Origin of the sequence: Chryseobacterium angstadtii (assembly GCF_001045465.1) — a bacterium.
Taxonomy (GTDB): Bacteria; Bacteroidota; Bacteroidia; order Flavobacteriales; family Weeksellaceae; genus Chryseobacterium; species Chryseobacterium angstadtii.
Map to the genome: position 1 here is coordinate 54,675 of NZ_LFND01000006.1, position 24,251 is coordinate 78,925.

General features: G+C 38.4%; 20 protein-coding genes. 8 read left to right on the plus strand and 12 right to left on the minus strand.

Annotation, left to right across the window (positions count from 1 at the left end):
• Positions 1-151: 151 nt before the first annotated feature.
• Together priA and ACM46_RS17025 are read right to left on the minus strand one after the other, a co-directional pair.
• A complete protein-coding gene (priA, locus tag ACM46_RS17020; RefSeq protein WP_048507898.1) occupies positions 152-2,599 on the minus strand; it encodes a replication restart helicase PriA in 2,448 nt (815 codons plus the stop codon).
• 619 nt (positions 2,600-3,218) lie between these two features.
• Positions 3,219-4,127, minus strand: coding sequence for an AEC family transporter (locus ACM46_RS17025; protein WP_048507899.1), 909 nt, complete (start codon positions 4,125-4,127; stop codon positions 3,219-3,221).
• A 271-nt stretch (positions 4,128-4,398) separates the two neighbouring features.
• On the opposite strand from ACM46_RS17025, the gene ACM46_RS17030 reads away from it, so the two are divergent.
• Positions 4,399-5,274, plus strand: a complete 876-nt coding sequence (locus ACM46_RS17030; protein WP_048507900.1) for a C1 family peptidase — start codon at positions 4,399-4,401, stop codon at positions 5,272-5,274.
• Positions 5,275-5,513: 239 nt separating this feature from the next.
• Here the strand turns inward: ACM46_RS17030 and ACM46_RS17035 are convergent, their stop codons facing one another.
• From ACM46_RS17035 to ACM46_RS17050, 4 genes are all read right to left on the minus strand, one after another.
• Positions 5,514-8,012, minus strand: coding sequence for a beta-mannosidase (locus tag ACM46_RS17035; protein ID WP_048507901.1), 2,499 nt, complete (start codon positions 8,010-8,012; stop codon positions 5,514-5,516).
• 154 nt (positions 8,013-8,166) lie between these two features.
• The gene (locus tag ACM46_RS17040) at positions 8,167-8,829 is read right to left on the minus strand and encodes a copper homeostasis protein CutC (RefSeq protein WP_048507902.1); all 663 of its coding nucleotides are present in this window, start codon (positions 8,827-8,829) and stop codon (positions 8,167-8,169) included.
• A 27-nt stretch (positions 8,830-8,856) separates the two neighbouring features.
• On the minus strand, positions 8,857-9,396 hold the full coding sequence (locus ACM46_RS17045; protein WP_048507903.1) for a hypothetical protein: 540 nt from the start codon (positions 9,394-9,396) through the stop codon (positions 8,857-8,859).
• A 68-nt stretch (positions 9,397-9,464) separates the two neighbouring features.
• Positions 9,465-10,460 carry an isoaspartyl peptidase/L-asparaginase family protein gene (locus ACM46_RS17050; RefSeq protein ID WP_048507904.1) on the minus strand — a complete coding sequence of 332 codons (996 nt, stop codon included), beginning with the start codon at positions 10,458-10,460 and terminating at the stop codon, positions 9,465-9,467.
• Between the two features lie 139 nt (positions 10,461-10,599).
• On the opposite strand from ACM46_RS17050, the gene ACM46_RS17055 reads away from it, so the two are divergent.
• The 4 genes from ACM46_RS17055 (at position 10,600) to ACM46_RS17070 (ending at position 14,313) form a co-directional block, all read left to right on the plus strand.
• Positions 10,600-11,178, plus strand: coding sequence for a Crp/Fnr family transcriptional regulator (locus ACM46_RS17055; RefSeq protein ID WP_241486043.1), 579 nt, complete (start codon positions 10,600-10,602; stop codon positions 11,176-11,178).
• A 291-nt stretch (positions 11,179-11,469) separates the two neighbouring features.
• Entirely contained in the window at positions 11,470-11,748 is a 279-nt protein-coding gene (locus ACM46_RS17060) for a DUF3302 domain-containing protein (RefSeq protein ID WP_241486044.1), read from the plus strand.
• 5 nt (positions 11,749-11,753) lie between these two features.
• Positions 11,754-12,911 (plus strand): HlyD family secretion protein, encoded by a 1,158-nt coding sequence (locus tag ACM46_RS17065; RefSeq protein WP_048507906.1) that lies wholly within the window; start codon positions 11,754-11,756, stop codon positions 12,909-12,911.
• A gap of 1 nt (position 12,912) precedes the next feature.
• Positions 12,913-14,313, plus strand: a complete 1,401-nt coding sequence (locus ACM46_RS17070; protein ID WP_048507907.1) for a TolC family protein — start codon at positions 12,913-12,915, stop codon at positions 14,311-14,313.
• Positions 14,314-14,398: 85 nt separating this feature from the next.
• Here the strand turns inward: ACM46_RS17070 and ACM46_RS17075 are convergent, their stop codons facing one another.
• The 4 genes from ACM46_RS17075 to ACM46_RS17090 form a co-directional block, all read right to left on the minus strand.
• Positions 14,399-14,887 carry a YeeE/YedE family protein gene (locus ACM46_RS17075; RefSeq protein ID WP_048507908.1) on the minus strand — a complete coding sequence of 163 codons (489 nt, stop codon included), beginning with the start codon at positions 14,885-14,887 and terminating at the stop codon, positions 14,399-14,401.
• 25 nt (positions 14,888-14,912) lie between these two features.
• Complete coding sequence (locus ACM46_RS17080) at positions 14,913-15,476, minus strand: YeeE/YedE family protein (RefSeq protein WP_048507909.1); 564 nt, start codon at positions 15,474-15,476, stop codon at positions 14,913-14,915.
• Positions 15,477-15,817: 341 nt separating this feature from the next.
• Positions 15,818-16,441, minus strand: coding sequence for a Crp/Fnr family transcriptional regulator (locus tag ACM46_RS17085; RefSeq protein WP_048507910.1), 624 nt, complete (start codon positions 16,439-16,441; stop codon positions 15,818-15,820).
• 22 nt (positions 16,442-16,463) lie between these two features.
• On the minus strand, positions 16,464-18,674 hold the full coding sequence (locus ACM46_RS17090) for a glycoside hydrolase family 20 protein (protein WP_048507911.1): 2,211 nt from the start codon (positions 18,672-18,674) through the stop codon (positions 16,464-16,466).
• Positions 18,675-18,835: 161 nt separating this feature from the next.
• Between ACM46_RS17090 and ACM46_RS17095 the strand changes: the two genes are divergently transcribed.
• Positions 18,836-19,660, plus strand: a complete 825-nt coding sequence (locus ACM46_RS17095) for a DUF4197 domain-containing protein (protein ID WP_048507912.1) — start codon at positions 18,836-18,838, stop codon at positions 19,658-19,660.
• 177 nt (positions 19,661-19,837) lie between these two features.
• Here the strand turns inward: ACM46_RS17095 and ACM46_RS17100 are convergent, their stop codons facing one another.
• A complete protein-coding gene (locus ACM46_RS17100) occupies positions 19,838-20,491 on the minus strand; it encodes a CoA transferase subunit B (protein WP_040995912.1) in 654 nt (217 codons plus the stop codon).
• A 460-nt stretch (positions 20,492-20,951) separates the two neighbouring features.
• Between ACM46_RS17100 and ACM46_RS17105 the strand changes: the two genes are divergently transcribed.
• Entirely contained in the window at positions 20,952-22,754 is a 1,803-nt protein-coding gene (locus ACM46_RS17105; RefSeq protein ID WP_048507913.1) for an ABC transporter ATP-binding protein, read from the plus strand.
• 70 nt (positions 22,755-22,824) lie between these two features.
• On the opposite strand, the gene ACM46_RS17110 is transcribed toward ACM46_RS17105, so the two are convergent.
• A complete protein-coding gene (locus ACM46_RS17110) occupies positions 22,825-23,526 on the minus strand; it encodes a CoA transferase subunit A (protein ID WP_048507914.1) in 702 nt (233 codons plus the stop codon).
• A 161-nt stretch (positions 23,527-23,687) separates the two neighbouring features.
• On the opposite strand from ACM46_RS17110, the gene ACM46_RS17115 reads away from it, so the two are divergent.
• The gene (locus ACM46_RS17115) at positions 23,688-24,185 is read left to right on the plus strand and encodes a DoxX family protein (protein WP_048507915.1); all 498 of its coding nucleotides are present in this window, start codon (positions 23,688-23,690) and stop codon (positions 24,183-24,185) included.
• Positions 24,186-24,251 lie beyond the last annotated feature (66 nt).

The window sequence follows — 24,251 nt, forward strand, 5'->3', positions numbered from 1 at the left end:
TTTGTTTCTATAGTTTGACGCTATAAAAAATGATAAGTTAAATCATCCAATTAAAGAGCCAAACACTTAATCAACGACCAAAAGTAGAAATTATTGTCAGAAAAAGGATCACAGAGATCTTATAAAAGACTGTAAAATTTGTTAAAAATTGTTAAAAATCAACAAAAACGTCTTTTTTAATACTTTGATAAGCAGTGATTTCATCAAATTCATTCAAACTTAGCAAAACCATTTTTTTAAACTCCTCATACTTTTTCCCGCGTGGAAGTTTGAGCATAATCTGAAACTGATATAAATTATTAAGCCTCGCAATCTGTGCTCTTTCCGGTCCCAAAACACATTCTTCAGGAAGATATTTTCGTAAAATGGAGCCCAGAAACTGAGACGCCCTGTTCACTTTATCTTCTTTCCGGTGTTTCAGCTCGATCATAATGAGTTTCGTAAACGGCGGATAGTGAAATTTTTGACGTTCGGTAAGAATATATTTATAAATTTTTGCCGGATTGTTCATCTTGATCAGCTGAAAAACAGAATGCTCCGGATTATAGGTCTGGATTAAAATTTTTCCTTTTCCGGAAACTCTTCCTGCTCTTCCGGATACCTGTGTAATCAACTGGTAAGCTCTTTCTTCGGCTCTGAAATCCTGAACATACAGCAGCGAATCTGCTTTCGGAATGGTCACCAGCTCGATATGATCGAAATCAAGGCCTTTGGAAATCATCTGCGTTCCCACAATGATATCCGTTTCCCCGTCCTCTATTTTCTCGTAAAGTTTTTCGTACGCAAATTTTTTACGCATGGAATCTACGTCCATTCTGTCCACTTCACTATCCGGAAATAGTTTGGATACTTCTTCGTGAATTTGTTCTACTCCCACTCCTCTTTCGTTCAGGTTCTCTGACTGACATTTCGGGCAGGCTCTCGGCTTGGAAGCTCTCTGGCCGCAGTAGTGACATTTCATTTCATTGGCTGCCTTGTGGTAGGTCATTACCACATCGCAATTGGAGCAGTAATTCACATAGCCACAGGTTTCGCATTCTATAACGTTGGCATAACCCCGACGGTTGTGAAGCACAATAGCCTGTTTCTTTTCATCCAGTGTTTTTTTGATCTCATCAATCAGATGCAAAGAAAAATTCCCGGAAACTTTTTTGGATTCCTGAGCTTCTTTAAAATTAATAAGTTCATACTCCGGAAGGTTTACATTCCCGAATCTTTCGTTCAGAAAAATATATTTTATTTTATCTTTTCTGGCATTATAATAACTTTCTACAGATGGCGTTGCCGATCCCAAGATGACTCCGGCTTCGTAGAAATTCCCCAACACCAATGAGGCATCTTTTGCACTGAAATTAGGTGATGCTTCTCTTGGTCTGTAAGCGGAATCATGTTCTTCATCCACCACAATAAGCCCCAGATTCTGATAAGGCAGAAATAGCGCATTGCGTGTTCCGATGAGAATTCTGATATCATTTTGTCTGATTCTCCTCCACACTTCAACCCGCTCAAAATCCGTGAGTTTCTGATGGTAAAAACCAAGCTGCCTGCCATACTTTTTCTCGAGTCTTTGGGTAATCTGCTTCGTCAGTGAAATTTCAGGAAGCAGGAAAAGAACATTTCTGCCCTCCTGAATGCATTCTTCGATTTTCTCTAAATAAATGTGGGTTTTTCCTGAGGAAGTAACTCCGTGAAGCAGTACATTTTTTCCTTCTTCAAAAGCCTCATCAATTTCAATCTTAGCTTCTTTCTGCTGATCGGAAAGCTCTTCAATCTCTTCAATTTCACCTTCATAGCTTTCAATCCTGTCTTTCTGCATGTAATATTCTTCCACAAGATCCTTATCCGCAAGAGGTTTAAAATGTGAACTTCCAAAATATCCATCCTCAAACAGCTCTGATTTTTTAATGGGAATATCCGGATGCTCGGTCTGTTTTTCTAAAATCGCGAGGAAAAGATCCTTCTGTTTCGGAGCTTTATTCAGTTTTAAAAGAATATCCGTAAGGTTCCGGTTACTCAAAACCTCATCTTTGATCTTTACATAAGCAACTTCTTTCGCTTTATATTTTTCTGCAATTTTTTCATCAATTTCAATATACTGCAGATCAATCAGCGAGTTGATTGTTTTAATGATCTCTTTTTTAGGGATAAATGCTTCAATATCTGTAAGGTTGATCAGCTGGCGGACTTCCAGCGCCTGAATCAGATACATTTCACTGACATCCAGGTTTTCAAAATCAACTGTTACATTGGGTTTTAATTTTAAATAAGTTTCACTTTCCAGTTTCAAAGAGGAAGGAAATGCAAAACGGTAGATTTCTCCCAATCCGCACAGGTAATATTCTGAAAGCCAGTTCCAGAAACGGATCTGCTCCTCCGGAAGTATCGGCTGATCATCCAGCATGCTGATGACTTCTTTTGCCACAAAACTCTCGGGAGCATTGTCATGAAGCTCAAATACGATTCCCGTATAGATCTTCTTCCCCCCAAACGGTACAAGCACGCGCATTCCTATCTGAATATCAGACATCAGTTCTTCGGGTACTTTATAGGTGAAAGATCCTTTTAAATTAAGTGGTAAAACGATTTGGGCGTATTGCAAGGGAAATTTTTAAAGTGTAAAATTAGATTTTTCTTCAGAGAACTGCAATATTTTATTGAGATTGTATTTTGTGATTTTAAGGAGATGCACTGAAGTCATCTTAAAATAAAAATGAAGGATTATTTGCGTGAATACATTGGTAAAAGAGCACCATTATATTCTTTGATGAAATTTAGATTTTGGCTAAAGCCGGTTGCATTGTTGTTCAAAGTTTAAGCAGGCTAAAGCCTGCTCCTATTGAATATTTTTGTCTCATATATAAAATCTGGCCCCATATGTTTGTAAAAGCTTCGCGCAGATTGAGCAAATTATGCAGATTTAAAAATAGTGGTAACCTCAATGCGGTCTTTACAATCTGTGAAAAGTTATTCTAAATTTAGTATGATGTTTTTTAAACGCAAAGAATTTTTTGAGACTATAGAATAAGGCTAGCTAAGATGGAATCAATCTTGGATTGATTCGATGAAGCTTGATGGATAAGACATTTGCTTAGTCAAATCAATGAAATTGATTTATTCTTTGCTTTAATAAAATTAAGAAGTTTTAAAATAAATGTTTGCGTAAAAAACAAAACACACTTATTTTTTTAAGCTCTCGCAGGTAAGTTTCGGGGTATTGTTTAAAAAAGCCATTCCGTGACCTGGTACCAAAAGGCGGAAGTAATAAATCCTACAAGAATACTGAATCCGATGATGAGATTGGTGAGTTTAGTATTCAGTCTGAACTGTTCTGCAATAATACTTGAAGTAACCACTGTGGGCATGGCAGCTTCAAATATTGTAATTTTAGCTACATCCCCTTTTATATTGAGAAGTAAAGCCAATCCCAGAACAATAGCCGGCGCCAAAATAAGTTTGTACAGCATGGATGCAGACATCTGTGGAATGAGTTTTTTCCATCCGTTAAATTTCAGTTGAAGCCCTACTGAGAAAAGAGCCAGCGGGCTTACCGTTGCAGCCAGTTTATCAAAAAAAGGTTCCGCAGCCGTAAAATCAATAAACTGCGACAATACCAAAGCTGCTATACAGCCTATCAACGGCGGAAATGTAAGCAATCTTTTCAGAATAAATACGGCACTTACTTTTCCGGATCTGCTTCCGCCTTTTACTGCGGCAATAATTCCTAAGGTGGAAAGGGCAAAAAACATGGTCTGATCACAAATAATAGCGATGCTTAAAAGACTTTCTCCATAAAAAGCACTGATAAGAGGAAAGCCTATGAAAGAGGTATTGCTGTATCCGCTCGTTAGTTCCAGTGTACTTCTTGAACGCCTTGAATAGCCTTTGCTTTTACTGTAAAACATCATAAAGAAGAAACAGAAAACCGAGATGAGGAATGTCGCGGCAATGGGGAACAGCATTTCTGCGGTCCACTTTACTTTCGGAAGATATTTAAATGAAACTGCGGGCAGGGCAAGGTAAAGAATCCAGGTATTAATGCCTTTGTGGGCATCGGGATGGATAGATTTTGTTGCTTTAAATACCATTCCTGCTATAATACATACTGCAATCAGAACAAAATTCACCATACTGTTTAAGAAATATCGGCAAAGTTACGGCTGATTTTTCATTTATGGAATTAAAAAAGTCATTTTTAAGCTCAAAATACCGTTTTTATTTAAATTAAAATTAGAATGAATTTGATCCATTAAATTCAAAGAATACTGCATTTAAAGCTATTTTATTCAAAATAATCACAAAACTTAACAGAATATTTATGTTAAATTTTAATATTTTAACTAAATAAATCACAAAATATTGAATAAATTACTACATTTACAGGACACAAAAATATTTAATATGAAAAGTAAATTAATGATTGCAGCACTAAGTGTGCTCTTTCTCTCCTCATGCAATTCCAATGAGGAAATCACTGCTGAAACTCCACAACAAGACCTTCAAAAGCAATATGCGCTGGGGGCAAGGCTGGTAGATGAGCAAACCTTTAATTCTTATGAAAAAGCGGACGTGGAAGCACTGACGCTGAAATTCAAAGGGAAAAGTTCATCTGCGGCTAAAAACACACTTCCAAGCAGTTACATCATTCCAAGTTCGGCCGTCGGTAATCAGGGATCCGAAGGTTCATGTGTGGCATGGGCTACAGCTTATGCCGCCGCAAGTTCTCTTGAACTTAATTTTAAAGGGGTAACCCAGAGCAGAAGCCCTGAATATGTTTACAACCAGATCAAAGTGGGAACATGCGCTCAGGGAGCTTATGTTACGTCCGGACTTAACCTGATAAAAAATCAGGGAGTCTGCAGCTGGAGCGAAATGCCTTACACTGACGCAGGATGCTCTACACAGCCTAATACAGCTCAGAAAAATGCAGCCAGCACCCACAAATTTACCAATTGGGGAACTGTCAATAAAACAGATATCGCCGGCGTGAAAAATCTACTGAGCATGAATCTTCCTATCATCATTGCCGTAACCGTAGACGATAGTTTCTATAATATGGGAAATACAGGATGGATATGGAAAGCTCATTCCGGTACAAACTATGGGGGCCACGCCATTTGTGTTGTCGGATATGATGACAGCAAACAGGCTTTCAAAGTGCAGAATTCATGGGGACCGTCTTGGGGCAGCAGTGGGCATTTCTGGATAGATTATACTTTCTTTGCTAAAACCTCCGGTGGAGCTATTAATGAGAGTTATGTAGCCTACGTTCAGTAATTGATGATCATCACTGACTTATTTTAATATAGAAAGAAGCCTTCCGTAGTCATGGAAGGCTTCTTGTTTTTTATTTGGAATATTGTGAAGATTTTATCTCTAAAACTTCATGCTATGGATTGCTGAGTTGAAAGTCGTAAAACCTTATAAACCTCATAGGTTTTTGAAACCAATGAGATTTGTTTTTTCATCAATCTCGCAGATTGGGGTGATTTTGTAGGTTTTATTCTATGATTATTTTAATTATGTAAGATATCCCAAAGGCTCAATATTTCAATGTTTTTCATGGGTTTGGAAAGTTTGATCTTTTTTGAAGTATGGGGAAGAAGATCGAAGAAGTTATCACTGAAATGGATATCTCCTATCAGATAAACATCTTTTGCCAATACATTGGTGGAAACTTCAATTTCATCCGGAGCAATTTTTTTAATTCTGATATCAGGCTTTGTTAGCTGTAAATCTTTAGGTTTGGAAAAGAAATGTTGGTTAACAGCAATGGTTTTTCCTTCTTTATCTTTTAAACTAAGCTGTAGAAAAGTTTTATTTTTTTCAGATTCAGTTATTAAATTTTTAATTTCAACCGGATCGAATTTTAAAATGCTTTCCAATGTATTTCCTTTTGAAAAGGCTTTGATTTCTTCTACAACTTTTCCATCAAAATTGATTGCTTTGATCTCTACATTAACGTCATTAAAATTCTTAATTCCATCATTAATGGCATAAAGATTTAAGTTTCCCTCTTTTTCTTCTGCTAAAATAACCTGCTGCTCAAAACTTCGTCTCATCTGATAATGCAGCGCTTTCCAGTTTCCTAAATAATCAATGGATGACCACGAAACAACCGGCCAACAGTCATTGAGCTGCCAGTATAAGGTTCCCATATTGTAAGGTTTTGCACGTCGGTGAGCTTCAACCGCGATTCTCATTCCCCGTGCCTGAAGCAATTGAGAAGCATAATTGTACTTTACCAGATCAGCTGGAATTGTATAATCTCTTTTAAGGTATTCATTAATAATATCCCAGCCTCTGGCGTGTTTTTCATGAGCTTTTATAACCGGATTCTCCCTATGAAGTTCCGGAGTTCCTGAGAACATTGATTTGACTGTTTCCAGAGTCGGCATGCCCTGAAAACCATATTCAGACATGAAACGTCCTACTTTTTCATTATAAATTTCAAACGGCTGCTCGCCCCACCAAACGCCCCAATAGTGGGAATCTCCTTCAGAAAGACTTTCCTTATGCCCCCATCCGATAGAAGGTGAACTTGGCCAATAGATATTTTTTCCGGGAGTAAGGCTTTCTTTTAAAGTGTTTGGGATAAGTTCATGGAACAGCTTTTTATAGTCTTTCCAGACCTGTAGGGAATCATTTTTTGAATATTTGAACTGTTTCTGATAGCCCCAATTGACTATCGCCTCATCCACTTCATTATTTCCGCACCATAAAGCAATAGACGGATGATTCTGCAACCTGTTGACCTGGTCTTTTACTTCTTCCTTTACATTGTTCAGAAAATCTTCGTCAGCGGGATAAAAGCTTCCCGCAAACATAAAGTCCTGCCAAACCAGAATTCCGTTTTCGTCGCAGGCTTTGTAAAATTCATCGTCTTCATAAATTCCTCCGCCCCAGACGCGGATCATATTCATATTCGCTTCTTTGGTATCCTGTATCAGCTTCCGGTACTTTTCTTTCGTTATTCTGGGTGAAAAGCTGTCTGAAGGAATCCAGTTGGTTCCTTTTGCATACAAAGGTTTTCCATTGACTTTAAAATAGAAAGATTTCCCGGCAGCATCCTTTTCCTGAACCAGTTCTATATTCCGAAGCCCAAAAGAAACTTTAGTATTCTGGATTTCCTGAACTCCTTTGTCTGCATACAAACTGATTCCTGTATTGTACAATTCAGGTTTTCCCCAACCGTTAGGCTGCCAGATTCTCGGATTTTTAATTGTATAGGGAACAGAAAGTCTGTTAATTCCTTTTTTGAGATGAAAACTGTGATTCTCTTTGTTCTGATCCAGCTTAACCGAATAATCACCTTCCTTATCCGAAAAGACTTCCATATTAAAAGAAACCTCAGCCAAAGCATCGGTCAAAACACGCTGTTGTATCTGAACATTCCTAATTTTTGCTGTATTCCAAAATTGTAGCTTTACATCTTTCCAGATCCCGGCCGTTACCAACCTTGGTCCCCAATCCCAACCGAACTGATACTGGGCTTTTCTCACAAAGCTTCTGGGGGATTCCGGCATGGTAAACGGTACTTTCTTAGCCAGCTCTTTTCCTTCTTTAACCGCAGATTTGAATTTGATCTGCAATATATTGTCTCCCTCTTTCAAAAAGTCTTTTGCAGGAATTTCCCATTTCCTGAACATATTATCTGTTTTCACAAGCAGTTTTCCGTTCAGATAAACTTCTGCAAAGGTGTCGAGGCCATTAAAAACAAGGTCTATATGATCATTCCCCAACTCTTTTGAGGTTACCTTAAAATCGGTTTTATATTCCCATTCTTCATTTTCTATCCATTGTCCTTTTTTTTCATTTTCATCCTTGAATGGATCCGGAATGATTTTATTATTGATCAGATCGAGATGAACGGTCCCGGGAATCTGCGCAGGCAGCCATTTTTGTTCCTGCGTATTTTTGAACTGCCATTTTTCTAAAGACAAGTTTCTCTCAGATATCTGTGCTGCCATCATATTCTGAATAAAAAGGAAAGCTAAAAGGATAGATCTATTCATTAAGGAATTGATTTATAAATTTATAGTAAAAGCCTTAAACACCTATTTTGTCATTCCGAGGAACGAAGGAATCTCTATTATTATTTCTTGAGATTCTTTCACTCCGCTTTGCTTCGTTCAGAATGACAAACGTTGTTCCTATCACTTCTAAAATTTAACTTTTTTTCAAAGCTATAATTTCATCTGCGCTGGCAAAAGCTCCGCCGTTTGTGATCGCTGAGGAGTGAAAATAGCCGGCATTGGTAAATTCTCTGATCTCTTGTATATTCGTTGAGCGAAGTCCTCCTCCAATCAGGATTTCAATTCTCCCATTCGAAAGTTCAACCAGTTTTTTCAGATTTTCTTTGCCTTCTGAAACGTTGGGTTTCTGGCCTGAAGTGAGAATGGTTTTGAAACCGCAATCAATTACCTTTTCCAGAGAATCTTCCAGGTTGTTTGCTCTGTCGAAGGCCCGGTGGAAAGTACATGGAAGTGGATTGGCAAGGTCTATCAATGTTTTGTTCTGCTCAAGGTTTACTTCATCATTTTTATCAAGAAGACCAAAAACAAAACCATCAACATCTAAAGATTTTAAATGGATCAGATCTTTTTTCATTTGTTCCAGCTCTTCTTCTGAATAGGTAAAATCTCCGCCTCGAGGCCGGATCATTACAAAAATCGGGATGTTTATTTTTGCTCTGAGATCTTTTACGGTTTCAGCATCGGGAGTTGTTCCTCCTTCGCTTAATCCGTCACATAATTCTATTCTGTCTGCTCCATTTTCAAACGCAATCATGGCTGATTCCGGATTGAAACAGGCTATTTCTATTTTTGACATTTTTTTAGACTATTGTATTTTAAATTATTACTGAAGAACATCTGCAATTAAAAAAGAATCATTTTCTTTTGCTATTTTTATTTTAACGGGATATTCTGCCTTTAAGTTTTCATCGGAAAGTACGGTGTCAAAGAGCATATCCGTTTTACTTTCCGAGATTAGATGACATGTTGAGACCTTTATTTTGTCCCAATCCTGTGCTGTGATTAAAAATCCGTAACCTATTCCCGCTTTTCCGGTATCAAATTTTCCTTTCCATTTGTCTTGAAATTCTTTCTCGGTAAGACTTCTGTCGACATCCATATCCACATTCATTGCATCGGTTTTATACTCATAATAATCTTTGGTAGTTATTCTCTGCATTTCTTTGTCCAGACTGCCAAGATCTGAGTTAAAATAATTTTCAATACTTGTTTCAAGCCATTTTTTGGCCTCTTCAGATTCAGTGGATTTATTTTCAACCTTCACCACTTCCTTCGGAGGAAATTCGGGATGTATCGGAGTTTCTTTCTTTTCTTCTTTACATGCAGCCATCATTAAAACGGATGCAATGAGTATTTTTTTCATATATATTCTGAGTGATACTTGAAAACGTATAAAAGACCGTTTCTATTAATTTTTTAAACAAAATATAATTATTTCAAAGCAAATTCCGGTTTTTCCAGACGGTTGCCTTTCTGATCATACACTGCGAAATTAAAGCCATCCTGAATACAGTAAGAGCCATATTCCCCTTTTTTGTTTAAGGCTATAAACCCAACCTGGATGTCTTTCAGGTTTTTATTTCTTCTCTGGGTAATCTTTACAATTCTTTCAACGGCTTCTTTACAGGCTTGCTGAGGATTTCTGCCCTGTCTCATCAGTTCTACCACCAAATGGGTTCCTACCGTACGGATCACTTCTTCCCCATGACCTGTGGCTGTAGCTGCTCCTATTTCATTGTCTACAAATAAACCGGCACCAATAATGGGAGAATCTCCTACCCTTCCGTGCATTTTAAAAGCCATTCCGCTGGTGGTGCATGCCCCGGAAAGATTTCCCTGTGCATCAAGCGCAATCATTCCGATAGTATCGTGGTTTTCGATATTGGCAACGGGCTTATATTCACTCTTTTTCAACCATTCTTTCCACTCTTTTTCTGATTCGGGGGTAAGAAGGTTTTCTTTTTTAAATCCCTGCGACAAAGCAAACTGAAGTGCTCCGTCTCCAACCAGCATCACATGAGGTGTTTTTTCCATAACCGCTCTTGCCACGGAAATAGGATTTTTCACATGTTCCAAGCATGCTACAGAACCAATATTATAATTTTCATCCATAATACAGGCATCAAGAGTAACCCTGCCATCTCTGTCGGGACGTCCGCCGTAGCCTACGCTCCTTTCTGCAGGGTCCAACTCTACAAGACGAACTCCTTTTTCCACTGCATCTAAAGCTTTTCCTCCTTTTCCCAGGATAGTCCAGGCTTCTTCGTTAGCTTTCAGTCCGAAATTCCAGGTGGAAAGCACGATGGGTTTATTGACAGGTAGATTGTTTTCGGGTAATTCATTAGCCATTAAGTCTAATGGATTGATGGCAATTGCTGCTGTTGCAATTCCTAATTTTTTGATAAAATTTCTCCGGTTATTGTTCATTGTATCTCGAAATTATATAATACCAACAAATATCTTAAAAAAACTTCAATGAAATCCCCGAATCGGCCAGAGTAATGCTAATTTGTTATTTTTATTTATCTTTACTTTCAGAATGGACACGTTTAAAACTTTCAGGAATATGGCTTTCTTTCAGGAATTATCTGATGAGGAAATTCATGTTTTAGTAAGTATGAGCACACCGAAACTGCTTCATAAAAAAGAAAAACTTGCAGTACCGGGCCAGCCTTTCCATCATCTCATTGTACTTTCCAACGGTTTGTTACGGTTTTATTTTGATGACGAAAACGGAATCGAGAACAATCTTTTTTTACCCTCAGAAAAAGAAGGAACCATTATGGAAAGCCCGGAATCATATTCCTCTGATTATGTAAGAAAGTATACCATTGAAGCGGTTATTGAAACTCAGATTTTTCTGTTAAACAGAACAGAATTTGAAGAAATGGCATTTCAGCACCGCGGTATCCACAATGTATATCTGAAGTCTTTAAAACAGATTATCAACACATTAAGAGTACGCACGGAACAATTCTGTTCTGAGTCTCCACATTCCCGATATGAAGAATTTATAGAGACCCGCCCTTTTACATCTCAAAATGCCAACAGAAAATATATTGCCAATTTTCTGGGAATTACCCCGAACTCTCTTTCAAGGATGACCGCCCGTATCCATAAAAAAAGAAACGAAAGAAAAAAATAACCTAAGAATATTTTTTCTCATTTTGTTCAGCTTAATTTTGCTTATTCAAAACACTGTAAAACAAATAATTAAAAGCAAAATGAGAAAAATACCATTGGCAAACACTACCTATTATAGAATTATCTTTAATCTTCAATAAGATTCAAAGCTGCCCACCGGCTATTTATTTTCTGGTTTCTCCGGCAAGCTTTATTTACGTTTAATTTTCATTTTATACATTTTATGCAAAGAATATCCTTACTTCTCTGCCTGCTGTTATCTTGTAATTTTGTTCAAGCAGCATCAGGTAACATGGAAGACCAAATAGCCGATACCGCTTCATGGCTGATTTTAATGATTTTACCTATTGCCGGAATTTATCTTTTCTGGAAAGTTCATATTTACCCGGAAAAGGTAGCCGAAAAAAAGAATCACTCTCAATTGAAAGCCATCAAAAGTATGTGTCTGCTTTCTCTGATTTTTGGAGGGCTCCTGTGGCCTGTGGCCTTAATCTGGGCCAACTACGATTATGATGATCCAAAAAAAGACACCAACAACCCTGAAGAAGAATTTAAAACAACAGAAAACTAACAAATATGCTGGAAATACTCATCGCCATATATGCAGGAATCTGCTGGTTACTTATTAAAAAACTAAAACTTATTCCCTGGACCTTTACGACGCAGGTCGTAGTATATTCTCTCCCTATTTTCGGGAGCATTGCTTTAATACTGAGCCTAAATTATTTTTGCCCTATCACCTCAGATGTTAAGGTAGGAAACCGAAGTGTAGATATCACCACCCAGGTTTTGGGAAAGGTAAAAAAGGTATATGTAACCACCAATCAGGAAGTAAAGAAAGGAGATACCTTATTTGTTCTGGACCGGGAACCTTATTTACAGGAAATTAAATCTCTGGAAGCTAAAATAAGCAATATGAAGGCTACGGTAACCTCTTACGATACGGACATCTCTGCATCCAAAAAAAACATTACAGGTTTACAGTCGCAGCTGGATCTTGCCAATAAAAGAGTGAGCCAATACCAGGAATTGGTAGAAGCCGGCGCTGCCAATAAATTTGATCTGGAACAGGCTATAACGAATGTACAGGATTTACAGTCCCGTATCAGTGCGGCACAATCACAGCAACAGTCTCTGGAAACAAAATCCAATGCATCCTATGGCGGAGAAAACTCTTCTGTTTCTGAGATCCAGGCGAAATTGGAGCAAGCCAAATGGAATCTATCCCAAACGGTTGTTTTAGCGCCTACAGACGGTATTATTCCGAACGTTCAGCTCAATGAGGGTGCTATTATGGCTCCTTTTAAATCAGCGTTTGTATTAATCCAGAAACAGCAGTCTGTTATCGGTTTCTTTGCTCAAAATGAACTGGAAACAGTGAAAAGCGGAGATGAAGTTGAACTGGCTCTTAAAACAGAACCCGGAAAGGTAGTGAAAGCAAAGCTGGAATATGTAATTGATGCTACCAGCCAGGGAATTATGAATAATGCAGGAGGAATGCTTGGAGGAAACGGATCTACGGCAGGACTTCCTGATACAGCCAGACAATTGCCGGAAACGGACGGAAAGCTGATCGCTAAGTTTGTATTAACGGACAATCAAAAGCAGCTGACTGTCGGTGCCAGAGGTACGGCGGTGATCTATTCCGATCATATTAAACCGCTTCATCTTATCCGAAAAGTAATGGTTCGTGTGAACAGTAAAATAAACTTCCTGATCCTTAAACTTCACTAAAATGTATAAAAAAATAATTATAATGGGAGTACTTTCCATAGGTTTAAGCTCTTGTATAGGCTATAAAGAACCCACAAAAGAAAATATAGATCAGCTGAAAAAAGACAGTGAAATAGCGACTCACATCAATATTCCGGATGACTGGATCTTTGACAGACAGGCCAATGCACGATCCATTTCCTATGAATGGATTACAGACATCAAGACTCCTCAACTGGAAGGATTGATTCAAGAGGGAATGCTGCATAATCCGGATCTTATCATTGCAAAGGAAAAGCTGAATCAGATTGAACTGGCGATGGAAATTGCAGGAAGTGATCTTTACCCGAGTGTGAGCGCGGTGGCCAATACTTCTAATAATCTGGTGAATGAAAGCCAGATCCGACGTCTGGCACTGAAAGCCAGCTGGGAAATTGATCTTTGGGGAAAGAATAAATCTGCACAAATGGCCAGCACCAGTGATTATTTCACGGCAAAGTACCAAAATATCCTATTGCACCAGTCTATTGCAGGAATGATTGCAAAAGCTTACTATCTGAATATTGCAGGAAATATTCAGGAAAATAAAATTGAAAGCTATATTCTTCAATCTAAAGATCTGGAAAAATTATATCGAATCCAGAAAAAGGTCGGAACAGCTAATGCATTAGATATCTCCAATATATCTGCAGAAATTATTTCGCTGCAAGGCTATCTGGAAAAGGTTAAAAATGCCAATATTCAATCCAGAAGATCGTTGGAATTGCTTACAGGAAAATATCCTGAAGGGAAACTGGCCACTCAGAATTCCTTTAATCCATTAAAAAATGGGATCCCCGAGTCTTTTCCACTGGAACTTTTAGAAGGCAGATCTGATGTGCAGGCCAGCCATTTCCAGATAGAAAAGGCTTTTTACGAAGTACAGCAGGCAAAAGCAGCGAGGCTTCCTTCTCTGAGCATCAGTTCAACTTTGGGAACTGCGGGCAGTAATGTAGAAGCTATAAATTCTTTTTTTTCCAATCCATTATTAAAAGTAGGCGGCGGATTGGTTTCTCCATTATTCAACGGCGGAAAACTGAAAAAGAATGTGGAAATAAAGAATTCCCAGCAGAAACAAATTGTAGAAGAATATTCAAAAACAGTGCTGAATGCTTTGAACGAGGTAGAATCTTCTTTAGCCAATCTGCAATCTATCGAGAGACAGCTCACTTATAGTCAAAGTGCCATCAAGGAACTTGAAAACAATATCAATCTCACTCAAAAGCAGATAAAGGTAGGTGCCAATAACAGTTTTGTACTCATCCGGAAGCAAAGAGATCTTCTTAAAAATGAAATGAACCTCATCAACCTGGAGCTCCAGTACAGAATAGAACGTATTAATCTGTATATGGCTTTAGGAGCAAAAAACTTTATTTTTTCATAATTTCTATACCAAAAGACTGCTGATCAATTTCCGGCAGTCTTTTATATTATACAGCTGGTAAAGCTCAATGATCCGCATCCATTCATCAGTGCGGTAACTTATCTCTGAAATATCCGTAGACCCAGGTTCCTGCCACAGCACTCAGAAGTGTAACGGAAACAGCTAAAGCTCCTGTCCCGATCTGAGCGAAAAGCGGTCCGGGACACGCTCCCGTAATTGCCCAGCCAAAACCAAAGATCAGGCCTCCGTAAATCTGGCCCTTGCTAAATTTCTTAGAAGGAATGTGAATAGATTCCCCGTAAATTGTTTTGATATTCAGCTTTTTAATTAACCAAACTGAAATAATTCCTACAATTACTGCACTTCCGATAATCCCATACATATGAAAAGACTGCAAACGGAACATTTCCTGAATCCTGAACCAACTGATGACTTCGGATTTCACGAAAATAATTCCGAAGATAATTCCTGCCAAAAGATATTTGATATTATGATACCATTGATGCTGGAGACTGCTTTCATTGGTACATACAGCATCCTGATGACGGATATCTGATTCTTTATAATCTATCATAAATGATTTTCGTTTAAAAATTAAGTTAAAGAGAAAGAATGACCGGCAAAATGAAATTAGCCATTATAAAACCACCGATCATAAAACAGATTGTGGCAACTAATGACGGCCATTGCAGATTGGAAAGTCCCATAATTGCATGCCCGCTGGTACATCCTCCCGCACATCTCGTCCCGAATCCCACCAGAAAGCCACCGACAACCATCATTATAAAGCCTCTTAAAGTAAAAATGCTTTCGAAATTCATAAGCTGTACGGGAACCTGATTGGTATAATCTGTAATTCCATATCCCGCCAATTCCGTTTTCAGCTGAGGATTTACTGTAATTTCAGCCGGATTGAGGAGAAAATGGGCAGCTATCATTCCTCCGAAAAAAATTCCCAGCACAAAAAACAGATTCCAGACTTCTTTTTTCCAATCGTATTTGAAAAAGCTGATTCCCGACGGTATACAGGCAGCACAGATATGTCTCAATGAAGAGCTGATCCCGAAAGATTTATTTCCTAAAATTAAGAGCGCAGGAACGGTAAGTCCAATCAGGGGGCCTGCTACATACCAGGGCCACGGTTCTTTTATAAGATCCAACATGTATTTATTCATTTAATTCTCTGCAAAGATGGGGATAGCTGAAGAGAAGCACAGCTACTTTTGTTACATAAGGTGGTTTTGGTGAATTTTTTCAACCACAAAAGGTGCGAGAGTTTTTAAGCACTTTAGTTATTTTTAAGTTGAATACAATGTGGAAGGGGCTTCGAGAGCCTCAGCCCCCAGTGGTCTTTGTTGCCGTAATGATAGGCTGAATGTACTAAGTACCCTCTAAAGGGGGCTGAGGCTCTCGAAGCCCCCTACACGTCAAAAATCCTTCGAATTTTCGCCACTTCTCCAGCGGAGGGGAATGCTTACAATCCAAATGATAAATAGGGTTATTTTTATAGAATAGTGATTTTATTGCGGCCAAGCTTGAGTGTTCCGGCTTCTTCTAATTGCTTAAGCAGTCTTGAGACGACAACTCTTACAGTTCCCAGTTCGTTAGCCAGTTGCTCATGGGTAGTCACTATTGTTTTGGAATCGGCAAGTTCAGATTTCTTGTGAAGCAGATGAAGCAGTCTTTCATCCACTTTTTTAAAAGCAATAGCATTGATGATTTCCAGGAGCTCTTCAAAACGCTTATGATAGAGTTTAAAAATATAATCCAACCATTCCGGATATTCTTTGATTAATGACGAGGCTTTATCCATCGGCAGAAAAAGGATTTCTGTATCTTCTTCCACTTCGGCTTTTACGATACTTTTTTCGTTGTGCATTCCTCCGAGGAATGACATGATACAGCTTTCACCGCTTTTTATGTAATACAGCAAAATCTCTCTTCCGTCTTCATCGGTTCTGATCACTTTCATCATTCCTTTCATAACAATGGGAATGGAATGTATAGAGGCATTTTCGCTGAGGATTGCATCTCCTTCACGGTAGGTTTTGGTGACTCCGTATTGATAAAGCTTCTCAACCAGATCAGGTGAGGTGGAAAATTCTGAGGAAAGGATATCGTTCTGCATTATATTCATTCAGCTTTGAGGTTTAATTTACACCGATTTCATCAACAAAGAGCCATGCTTTTGAATCTGCGCCAGGGTTTCCCGCAGGAATTATCCCTGCATTTTCTATGGCAAGCTTAATGTATTTTGAGTTCTGGTTTCCTACATTCAGTTTTATTTTTCCTTTTAAATTCTGAATTTCGTCTTTCCCGATTTCTTTGATCATTTTAAAATTCTTTCCGTCATCAGAAACAAAAATCTTTGCCGATTTTGCAAGGTGAATCCAGCTTCCTTTGTTTTCAAGTGTATTGAAATAAACTTCTGAGAAATTGGTTTTTTCGCCTAAATCAATAGTTGCGATTACATCTTTTCCCTGAAAACCCAACCATGTCTTTCCTAACTTTCTTACATTTCCGATAATTCCGTCAACTAAAGTAAAAGCTCCGCCAAAAGAATAGTTTTCGTTAGGCTGCTGTTCTAAAGTTATTTTTTTTCCTGTTGCTTTTGAAACTGTAAATTCCTGTGTAGAAACAGCGCTTTTCAGTTTTCCGTCTTCAAAATAAGCAGATTTTACGGTTGAAGACTGAGGAATACCAATTGGTCCCTGATAGATCTTCGAATTCACAGAAGGTTCGGTTCCGTCTGTGGTATATCTTATTCCCTTAGGATCCTGCGATACGGAAAGTTCATAGGCAATCCCTTTGTTTGCAGAAATTACTTTTCCGGAAATATTATAGATACTTTTTGCGTAATTGATCTTCATTTTATCCAGAACTTTAAACTGATTGATGACTCTGCCTTCAAATTCTTTATAATTTTTGGAATCTGCTGTTCCCCATCCTACTTCTGAAAGTGCCATCAGTCTTGGGAAAATCATGTATTGTACCTGCTTAAAATCCGTGATGTATTCTGTCCATAAATTGGCCTGAACACCTAAAATATATTTGGATTGTTCTTTATTCAGTTCTGCGGGAATAGGATTATAGGAATACACTTTATCCAATGGGGTAAAGCCTCCAAATGCATTAGGCTCAGACTGCGGATCTCCCTGATAGTGATCAAAATAGCAATAAGAACCCGGTGTCATTACCGCAAAATGTCCCGATTTCGCAGCTTCTATTCCACCGTTTACGCCTGTCCAGCTCATTACTGCAGCGTTTGGAGCAAGACCTCCTTCTAAAATTTCGTCCCAACCGATGATTTTTCGGCCTTTGCTGTTTACATATTTTTCAATTCTTTGGATGAAATAGCTCTGTAATCCGTGTTCATCTTTCAGATTATTTTTCTTAATAAGCTCCTGGCAGTGGGCGCATTCTTTCCATCTTGTTTTCGGGCATTCGTCACCTCCGATGTGGATATACTGAGACGGAAATAGTTTCATGACTTCATCAAGAACATTCTCCAGAAAAGTGAATGTTTCATCTTTTGGGCAGAAAACATCATCAAAAACACCCCATTTTGTTGCCGATTCAAACGGTCCTTTTGTACAGGCCAGCTCCGGATAAGCTGATAACGCAGCCAAAGCATGTCCCGGCATTTCAATTTCAGGAACGATGGTAATATGTCTTTGCTGGGCATATTTCACAACGTCTTTAATCTGTTCCTGAGTATAAAAATAAGGGCCGTAAGGTTTTCCGTCAAAGGTATCGTCTACATAAGCTCCAATCATTGATTCTTTACGTTTTGACCCTATTTCTGTCAGTTTCGGATATTTTTTAATCTCAATTCTCCAACCCTGATCATCCGTGAGGTGCCAGTGAAAGGTATTCAGTTTATACATCGCAAGATAGTCGATGTACTGTTTCACCTCATCCACATTGAAAAAATGACGGCATACATCAAGATGCATTCCGCGCCACGCAAATTTGGGATGGTCTTCAATTTCCATCGCCGGAATCTGCCCGTCTTCCTTATGTTCTTCAAACAACTGGATCAATGTCTGAAGAGCAAGGAAATATCCCTGTTTCGTATGGGAACTGATGGAGATTCTTTTGGGAGAAATATCAATAGAATATCTTTCTTTATCGCCATCAGGGTCAATCGGCATTTTCGGTTGTGAAACCTGCAGATACATCACATGTACTTTTTCGGTACTGCTGCTGGATTGAAATTTAACCTGAGTGCCTAAGCGTTTTTTGAAATATTCGGTTTCTTCTTTCGGAAGTTTATCATTCAGTATCAATGTTTCAGGAATGACAAACTTACCTTCCTCGAAGGTTAATTTTTCCGGATATGGGATTAAATTTGGTTTCATCTGAGCATTAAAAACAGTTGAAAAAAGAATGGAACATACAAAAAGGAAACATCGCATCTGAATATGATTAAGGTTTTAGCTAAGATAATTATTTTCCAAAACTCTTTGCCCCATTTTAACCTATTAAATAATAAAACATCTAAATTTGCAAAAAAAATACAATGAAGAAAAGCATTTTACTTGCAGCAGGATTATTATTTTCGGTTTCTACACAGGCACAGATTATGGATATCATCAAATCTACCGTAAAAACCAAAACAGGAGTTGATCTTGATGCTCCTTCCAAAACTAAAAGTCCTGTAACTGCAACGACCACTACCACAACAACCAGCACTACTACTCCATCCAAAAATTCTCCTGTCAATCTTGGAAGTCTTACTTCTACTCAGATTTCATCAGGATTAAAAGAAGCTTTAAGCATCGGAGTAACAGACGGTGTAAAAAAACTGGCTCTAACGGATGGCTTTTTCAAAAATGAAGCGGTAAAAATCCTGATGCCTGAAAAATTAAGGAAGATTGACACTACATTACGCTCTTTAGGAATGGGAAGTCTTGCAGATGAAGGGGTTAAATTATTAAACAGGGCTGCGGAAGATGCGGTGACGGAAGCTGCTCCTATTTTCACCAATGCCATTACCTCAATGACGATTACGGATGCCAAAAATATCCTGTTAAGCAGTGATAATGCGGCCACCAATTATTTACAGTCCAAAACGCAAAGCCAGCTGTTTACGGCCTTCCAGCCAAAAGTGAAAGCTTCACTGGGAAAAGTAGGCGCAGATACAGTCTGGAAAAACCTGATTTCAAAATACAATACCTTTACGGGGCAATCTGTAACGACTGATCTGAATGAATATGTAACTACAGAAACCATTAACGGTGTCTTCAAAATGGTAGCGGAAAAAGAAAGCGGAATCAGAAATACTCCGGCTATGAGAACGACTTCTATTTTGCAGAAGGTTTTTGGGGCTCAGGATGCGAAATGAGTTAGAAGTTAGAGGCTAGATGTTAGAAATTAGTTGTAGAATCTAGTCATTATTCTTTTAGTTTAAGGAAATTTTAAAGCATAAAAAAGCGGTCTCACTTCTGAAACCGCTTTTTCTTTTGTCTTGAAACAAAAATTATATGATATGCTGAGCTGAGTCAAAGCATTTTCAATGATATTAGAATTGCATTTCAGGAATTTCACCTTCAATGATCAGATCTGCTTCTGTTGACTGTATAATGTGCTCTACTGAAACGCCCGGAGCTCTTTCTACCAGTTTGAATCCGGCCGGAGTAACATCCAATACCGCTAATTCGGTTACGACTCTTTTCACACAGTTGACGCCTGTAAGCGGAAGGGTACATTTTTTCAAAATTTTACTTTCTCCTGCTTTATTCACATGCATCATGGCAACGATAATATTTTCTGCCGAAGCCACAAGGTCCATAGCTCCACCCATCCCTTTTACCATTTTTCCGGGAATCTTCCAGTTGGCAATATCTCCGTTTTCAGAAACTTCCATAGCACCAAGGATAGTAAGATCCACTTTTTGACCGCGGATCATTCCAAAACTGAATGCGGAATCGAAAAATGAACCGCCCGGCAGAATGGTGATCGTCTGTTTTCCGGCATTGATGATATCGGCATCTTCTTCTCCTTCGAAAGGAAAAGGTCCCATACCGAGAACTCCGTTTTCACTCTGAAACTCTACGGAAATACCTTCTGGAACGTAGTTGGCAACCAAAGTAGGAATTCCTATTCCCAGGTTTACATAATAACGGTCTTTCAGTTCTTTTGAAATCCTTTTAGCAATTTGTTCTTTTGTGAGCATATTAAAAACTTAGACTGCAATTTAATTCTTTTCAACTGAATACAAAAGGGCTTTGTTGCTCAAAATTATTAATACCAGCCGAGCTTAGGATAAAGTGTTTATTTTTAATGATGTCAGGAAGTTGGAAGCGGGAGGTTATGAGCGGGAGAATCCTTGTCAAGGTTTTGAACCTTGACAAGGATAACAACAAAGACTGAGGCTAGAAATGTCAATGGTGAATTTTCACAACAGATATGATATTTCAGACCTCAGATACTGAATCATTCACTCTGCAATTACGAACCAGCAACTGACAACCTCTCCCAACCTCATTCACTCTCAAACCCTCAAACCCCTCAGACGCTCAAACTCCCTCACCCGAAACCCGCATCCCGCACCTTCCAACCCCACAATATTAATTTTCTTACCCCACACTGTAAGTCAAAATAATATCTCTAATTTTGCAAGATTATTGATTAGAATGAAAATACTTTTAAGATACCTCAAACCTTACCAATGGTTAATTATCCTTTCTTTGTTACTGGCTACCATTAATCAGGTTTTTTCTTTATTTGCGCCTGCCATTACGGGAAATATCCTTGATAAACTGGTAACGCATCCTAATTTCTTTGATAAGGAGAAACTTTTACCGAGAAATCTGAACCAATATCTTTATGGAGACGGGATCTATCACGGTGTATTTTACTTTTTAGGGTTACTTATCGGAACAGCAATGGTGAGCAGAATAGCCAAAGCTTTTCAGGATTATGCCGTAAGCGTTATCACTCAGAAATTTGGTGCAAAAATCTTTACGGACGGTTTAAAACATTCGATGGCGCTGCCTTACCAGGAATTTGAGGATCAGAGAAGTGGTGAGACTTTATCTATCTTAACGAAAGTAAGGGAAGATTCTGTGAAGTTCATCACCAGTTTTATTAATATCTTCTTTGGGATTTTAGTCAGTATTATTTTCGTTTCCGTGTATGCAATCCGACTGCATTGGTCCATTATGCCTGTATATATCTGCGGAATTTTCCTGATTGCTTTTATCACGAATTTATTAAGCAAGAGAATAAAAAGCATTCAGAAGAATATCGTTTCGGAAACTACGGCACTGGCAGGAAGTACGACGGAAAGTTTAAGAAATATTGAGATTGTCAAAAGTTTAGGATTAACGAATCAGGAAGTGATCCGTTTAAATAATAATACCTATAAGATTCTCGGACTTGAGCTCAGAAAGGTTAAAAGTATCCGTTCACTGAGTTTTATTCAGGGGACTATGGTGAATTTTCTTCAACAGCTGATTACGATGACGCTGCTTCTTTTAATTTTCAAAAATATTGTTACTCCGGGTCAATATCTTTCTCTGATGTTTTATGGTTTCTTCATTTTCGGGCCTATGCAGGAAATCGGGAACATTATTATTTCTTACCGTGAAGCTGAGGCATCTCTTCAAAATTTCGACCGTTTAATGAAAAAAGATGTGGAAGAAAAACCACTACATCCTAAACAGATTGGAGCTATTGAAGAACTGGAATTTAAACATATTTCTTTCAAACATCAGTCGGCTCAGTATAAAGCTTTAAATAATATCTCTTTTCAGGTTAAAAACGGGCAGACTATTGCTTTTGTGGGGCCAAGCGGTTCAGGAAAAAGTACTTTAGTGAAGCTGTTGGTGGGACTTTACAGACCTCAGGAAGGAAATATTTTTTACAATTCCATCAACGGAAAAGAATTCGATTTTGATGAGCTGAGAAATCAAATCGGATTTGTAACTCAGGATACCCAGCTTTTCGCAGGAACCATCAAAGAAAATCTTCTTTTTGTCAACCCAGATGCTACGGCGCAGGACCTGGAATCTGCATTACAGAAATCCAGCTGTACGGCATTGCTTGAAAGAGCGGAAAACGGCATAGAGACCGTTATTGGTGAAGGCGGACTGAAACTGAGCGGTGGAGAAAAGCAGAGAATTGCCATTGCCAGGGCTCTTTTAAGAAAACCCCATCTGTTAATATTTGATGAAGCGACTTCGGCGCTGGACAGTATTACGGAAGAAGAAATCACCTCTACCATAAAAAACATTTCAAAAGAAAGGGAGCAGATTACGGTGCTTATTGCCCATCGTTTGAGTACGATCATGCATGCGGACCAGATTTATGTACTTGAACGCGGGCAGGTGATCGAAACGGGGTCTCATGATAAGCTGATTGCCGAAAAAGGACTCTATTATGCGATGTGGAGACAGCAGATCGGAGAACGAAAAATGCCTGTTTCACAAGAATAAATAAATAAATAAAGCGCTGAAACAAATTCAGCGCTTTATTTTTATGATGAGTACAGTATTTCAGAAGAAATTAATCCTTTTTTCTGACTGTTCTTTGTTCAATTCTCTTTTCGAATTTTTCACCCTGGAAAATTCTCTGAACCATAATTCCCGGAATGTGAACTTCATTAGGATCTAAAACGCCCGGTTCTACCAATTCTTCCACTTCAGCAATGGTGATTTTCGCGGCGCCAGCCATAGGATGATTGAAATTTCTTGCAGAACCCTTAAAGATCAGGTTTCCTACATGGTCTCCTTTCCAGGCTTTTACAATAGAAAAATCTGCTTTGTAGGCATGTTCCAGAATGTGAGGTTTTCCGTTAAAATCTTTCACTTCTTTTCCTTCCGCAATTTCGGTTCCATAGCCGGCCGGTGTATAGAAAGCAGGAATTCCAGCCTGTGCTGCTCTGCATTTTTCCGCTAAAGTTCCCTGTGGAGTAAGCTCAACTTCCAATTCTCCGGACAACATCTGTCTTTCGAATTCTGCATTTTCTCCTACATAAGAAGAGATCATTTTTTTGATCTGTCTTTTCTGAAGCAGTAATCCTAATCCGAAATCATCAACACCCGCATTGTTTGAAATGCATGTAACATCTTTCACATCACTCTCTACCAAAGCATTTATTGAGTTTTCAGGAATACCGCACAGACCAAATCCGCCCAGCATTAAAGTCATTCCATCTTTAATTCCTTCGATGGCTTCCTTTGCATTTTTTACTCTTTTATCTATCATGAAATATTAGATTTTCTGTCCGTTAAATTTAATAAATTTTATGATATCTACGGTATCCGGGAATTTATTTGAATCTTAATCTAACTTTCTACACTTTTTTTCATCATAGTATACGTTAAATCTTTCTAAACCTAAAAAGTTTACGTTCAATACCGTTTAATATGGAAAAAAACACATTCAATAAAACCGGAGATCTATTTTACGTTATTTGCAGAATAAGTATCGGATTGTTCTTTTTCATCACAGGTTCCAGTAAACTTTTCCATCCTGTTTTTCAGGGATACATGCTGAAAACCATAAGCAGTCTGGGATTTTCTCATCCTCAGTTCATGGCCAATTTTGTTGCTTTTAATGAAGCATTCTGGGGACTGTTTCTGTTAATCGGGCTGCTCACCAGATTCAGTTCACTTTCTTTAATTGTCATTATGCTTGTGGCACTGGTGACCAAAGATTTACATTCCATCCCTACAGAAGTGGTTCCCATTGATCCGGAAACCGGAATCTACCCTATGGACCCTTTTACGTGGCTTACCTATTTCTTTTTTCTGCCACAGGTCCTGTTGATCATGCTATTGGGAATGTTTTCCCTGTATGGATACAAAACTTTCGGTATTGATCAGTTCCTGGTGAAGAAAAAGGAAGATTTCTTTTATTTATAGAAGAAACGAAGTTCTATAGAGCGGAAGAATCAAGCATACAACAAAGTCAGGATTCAATTTATGGCC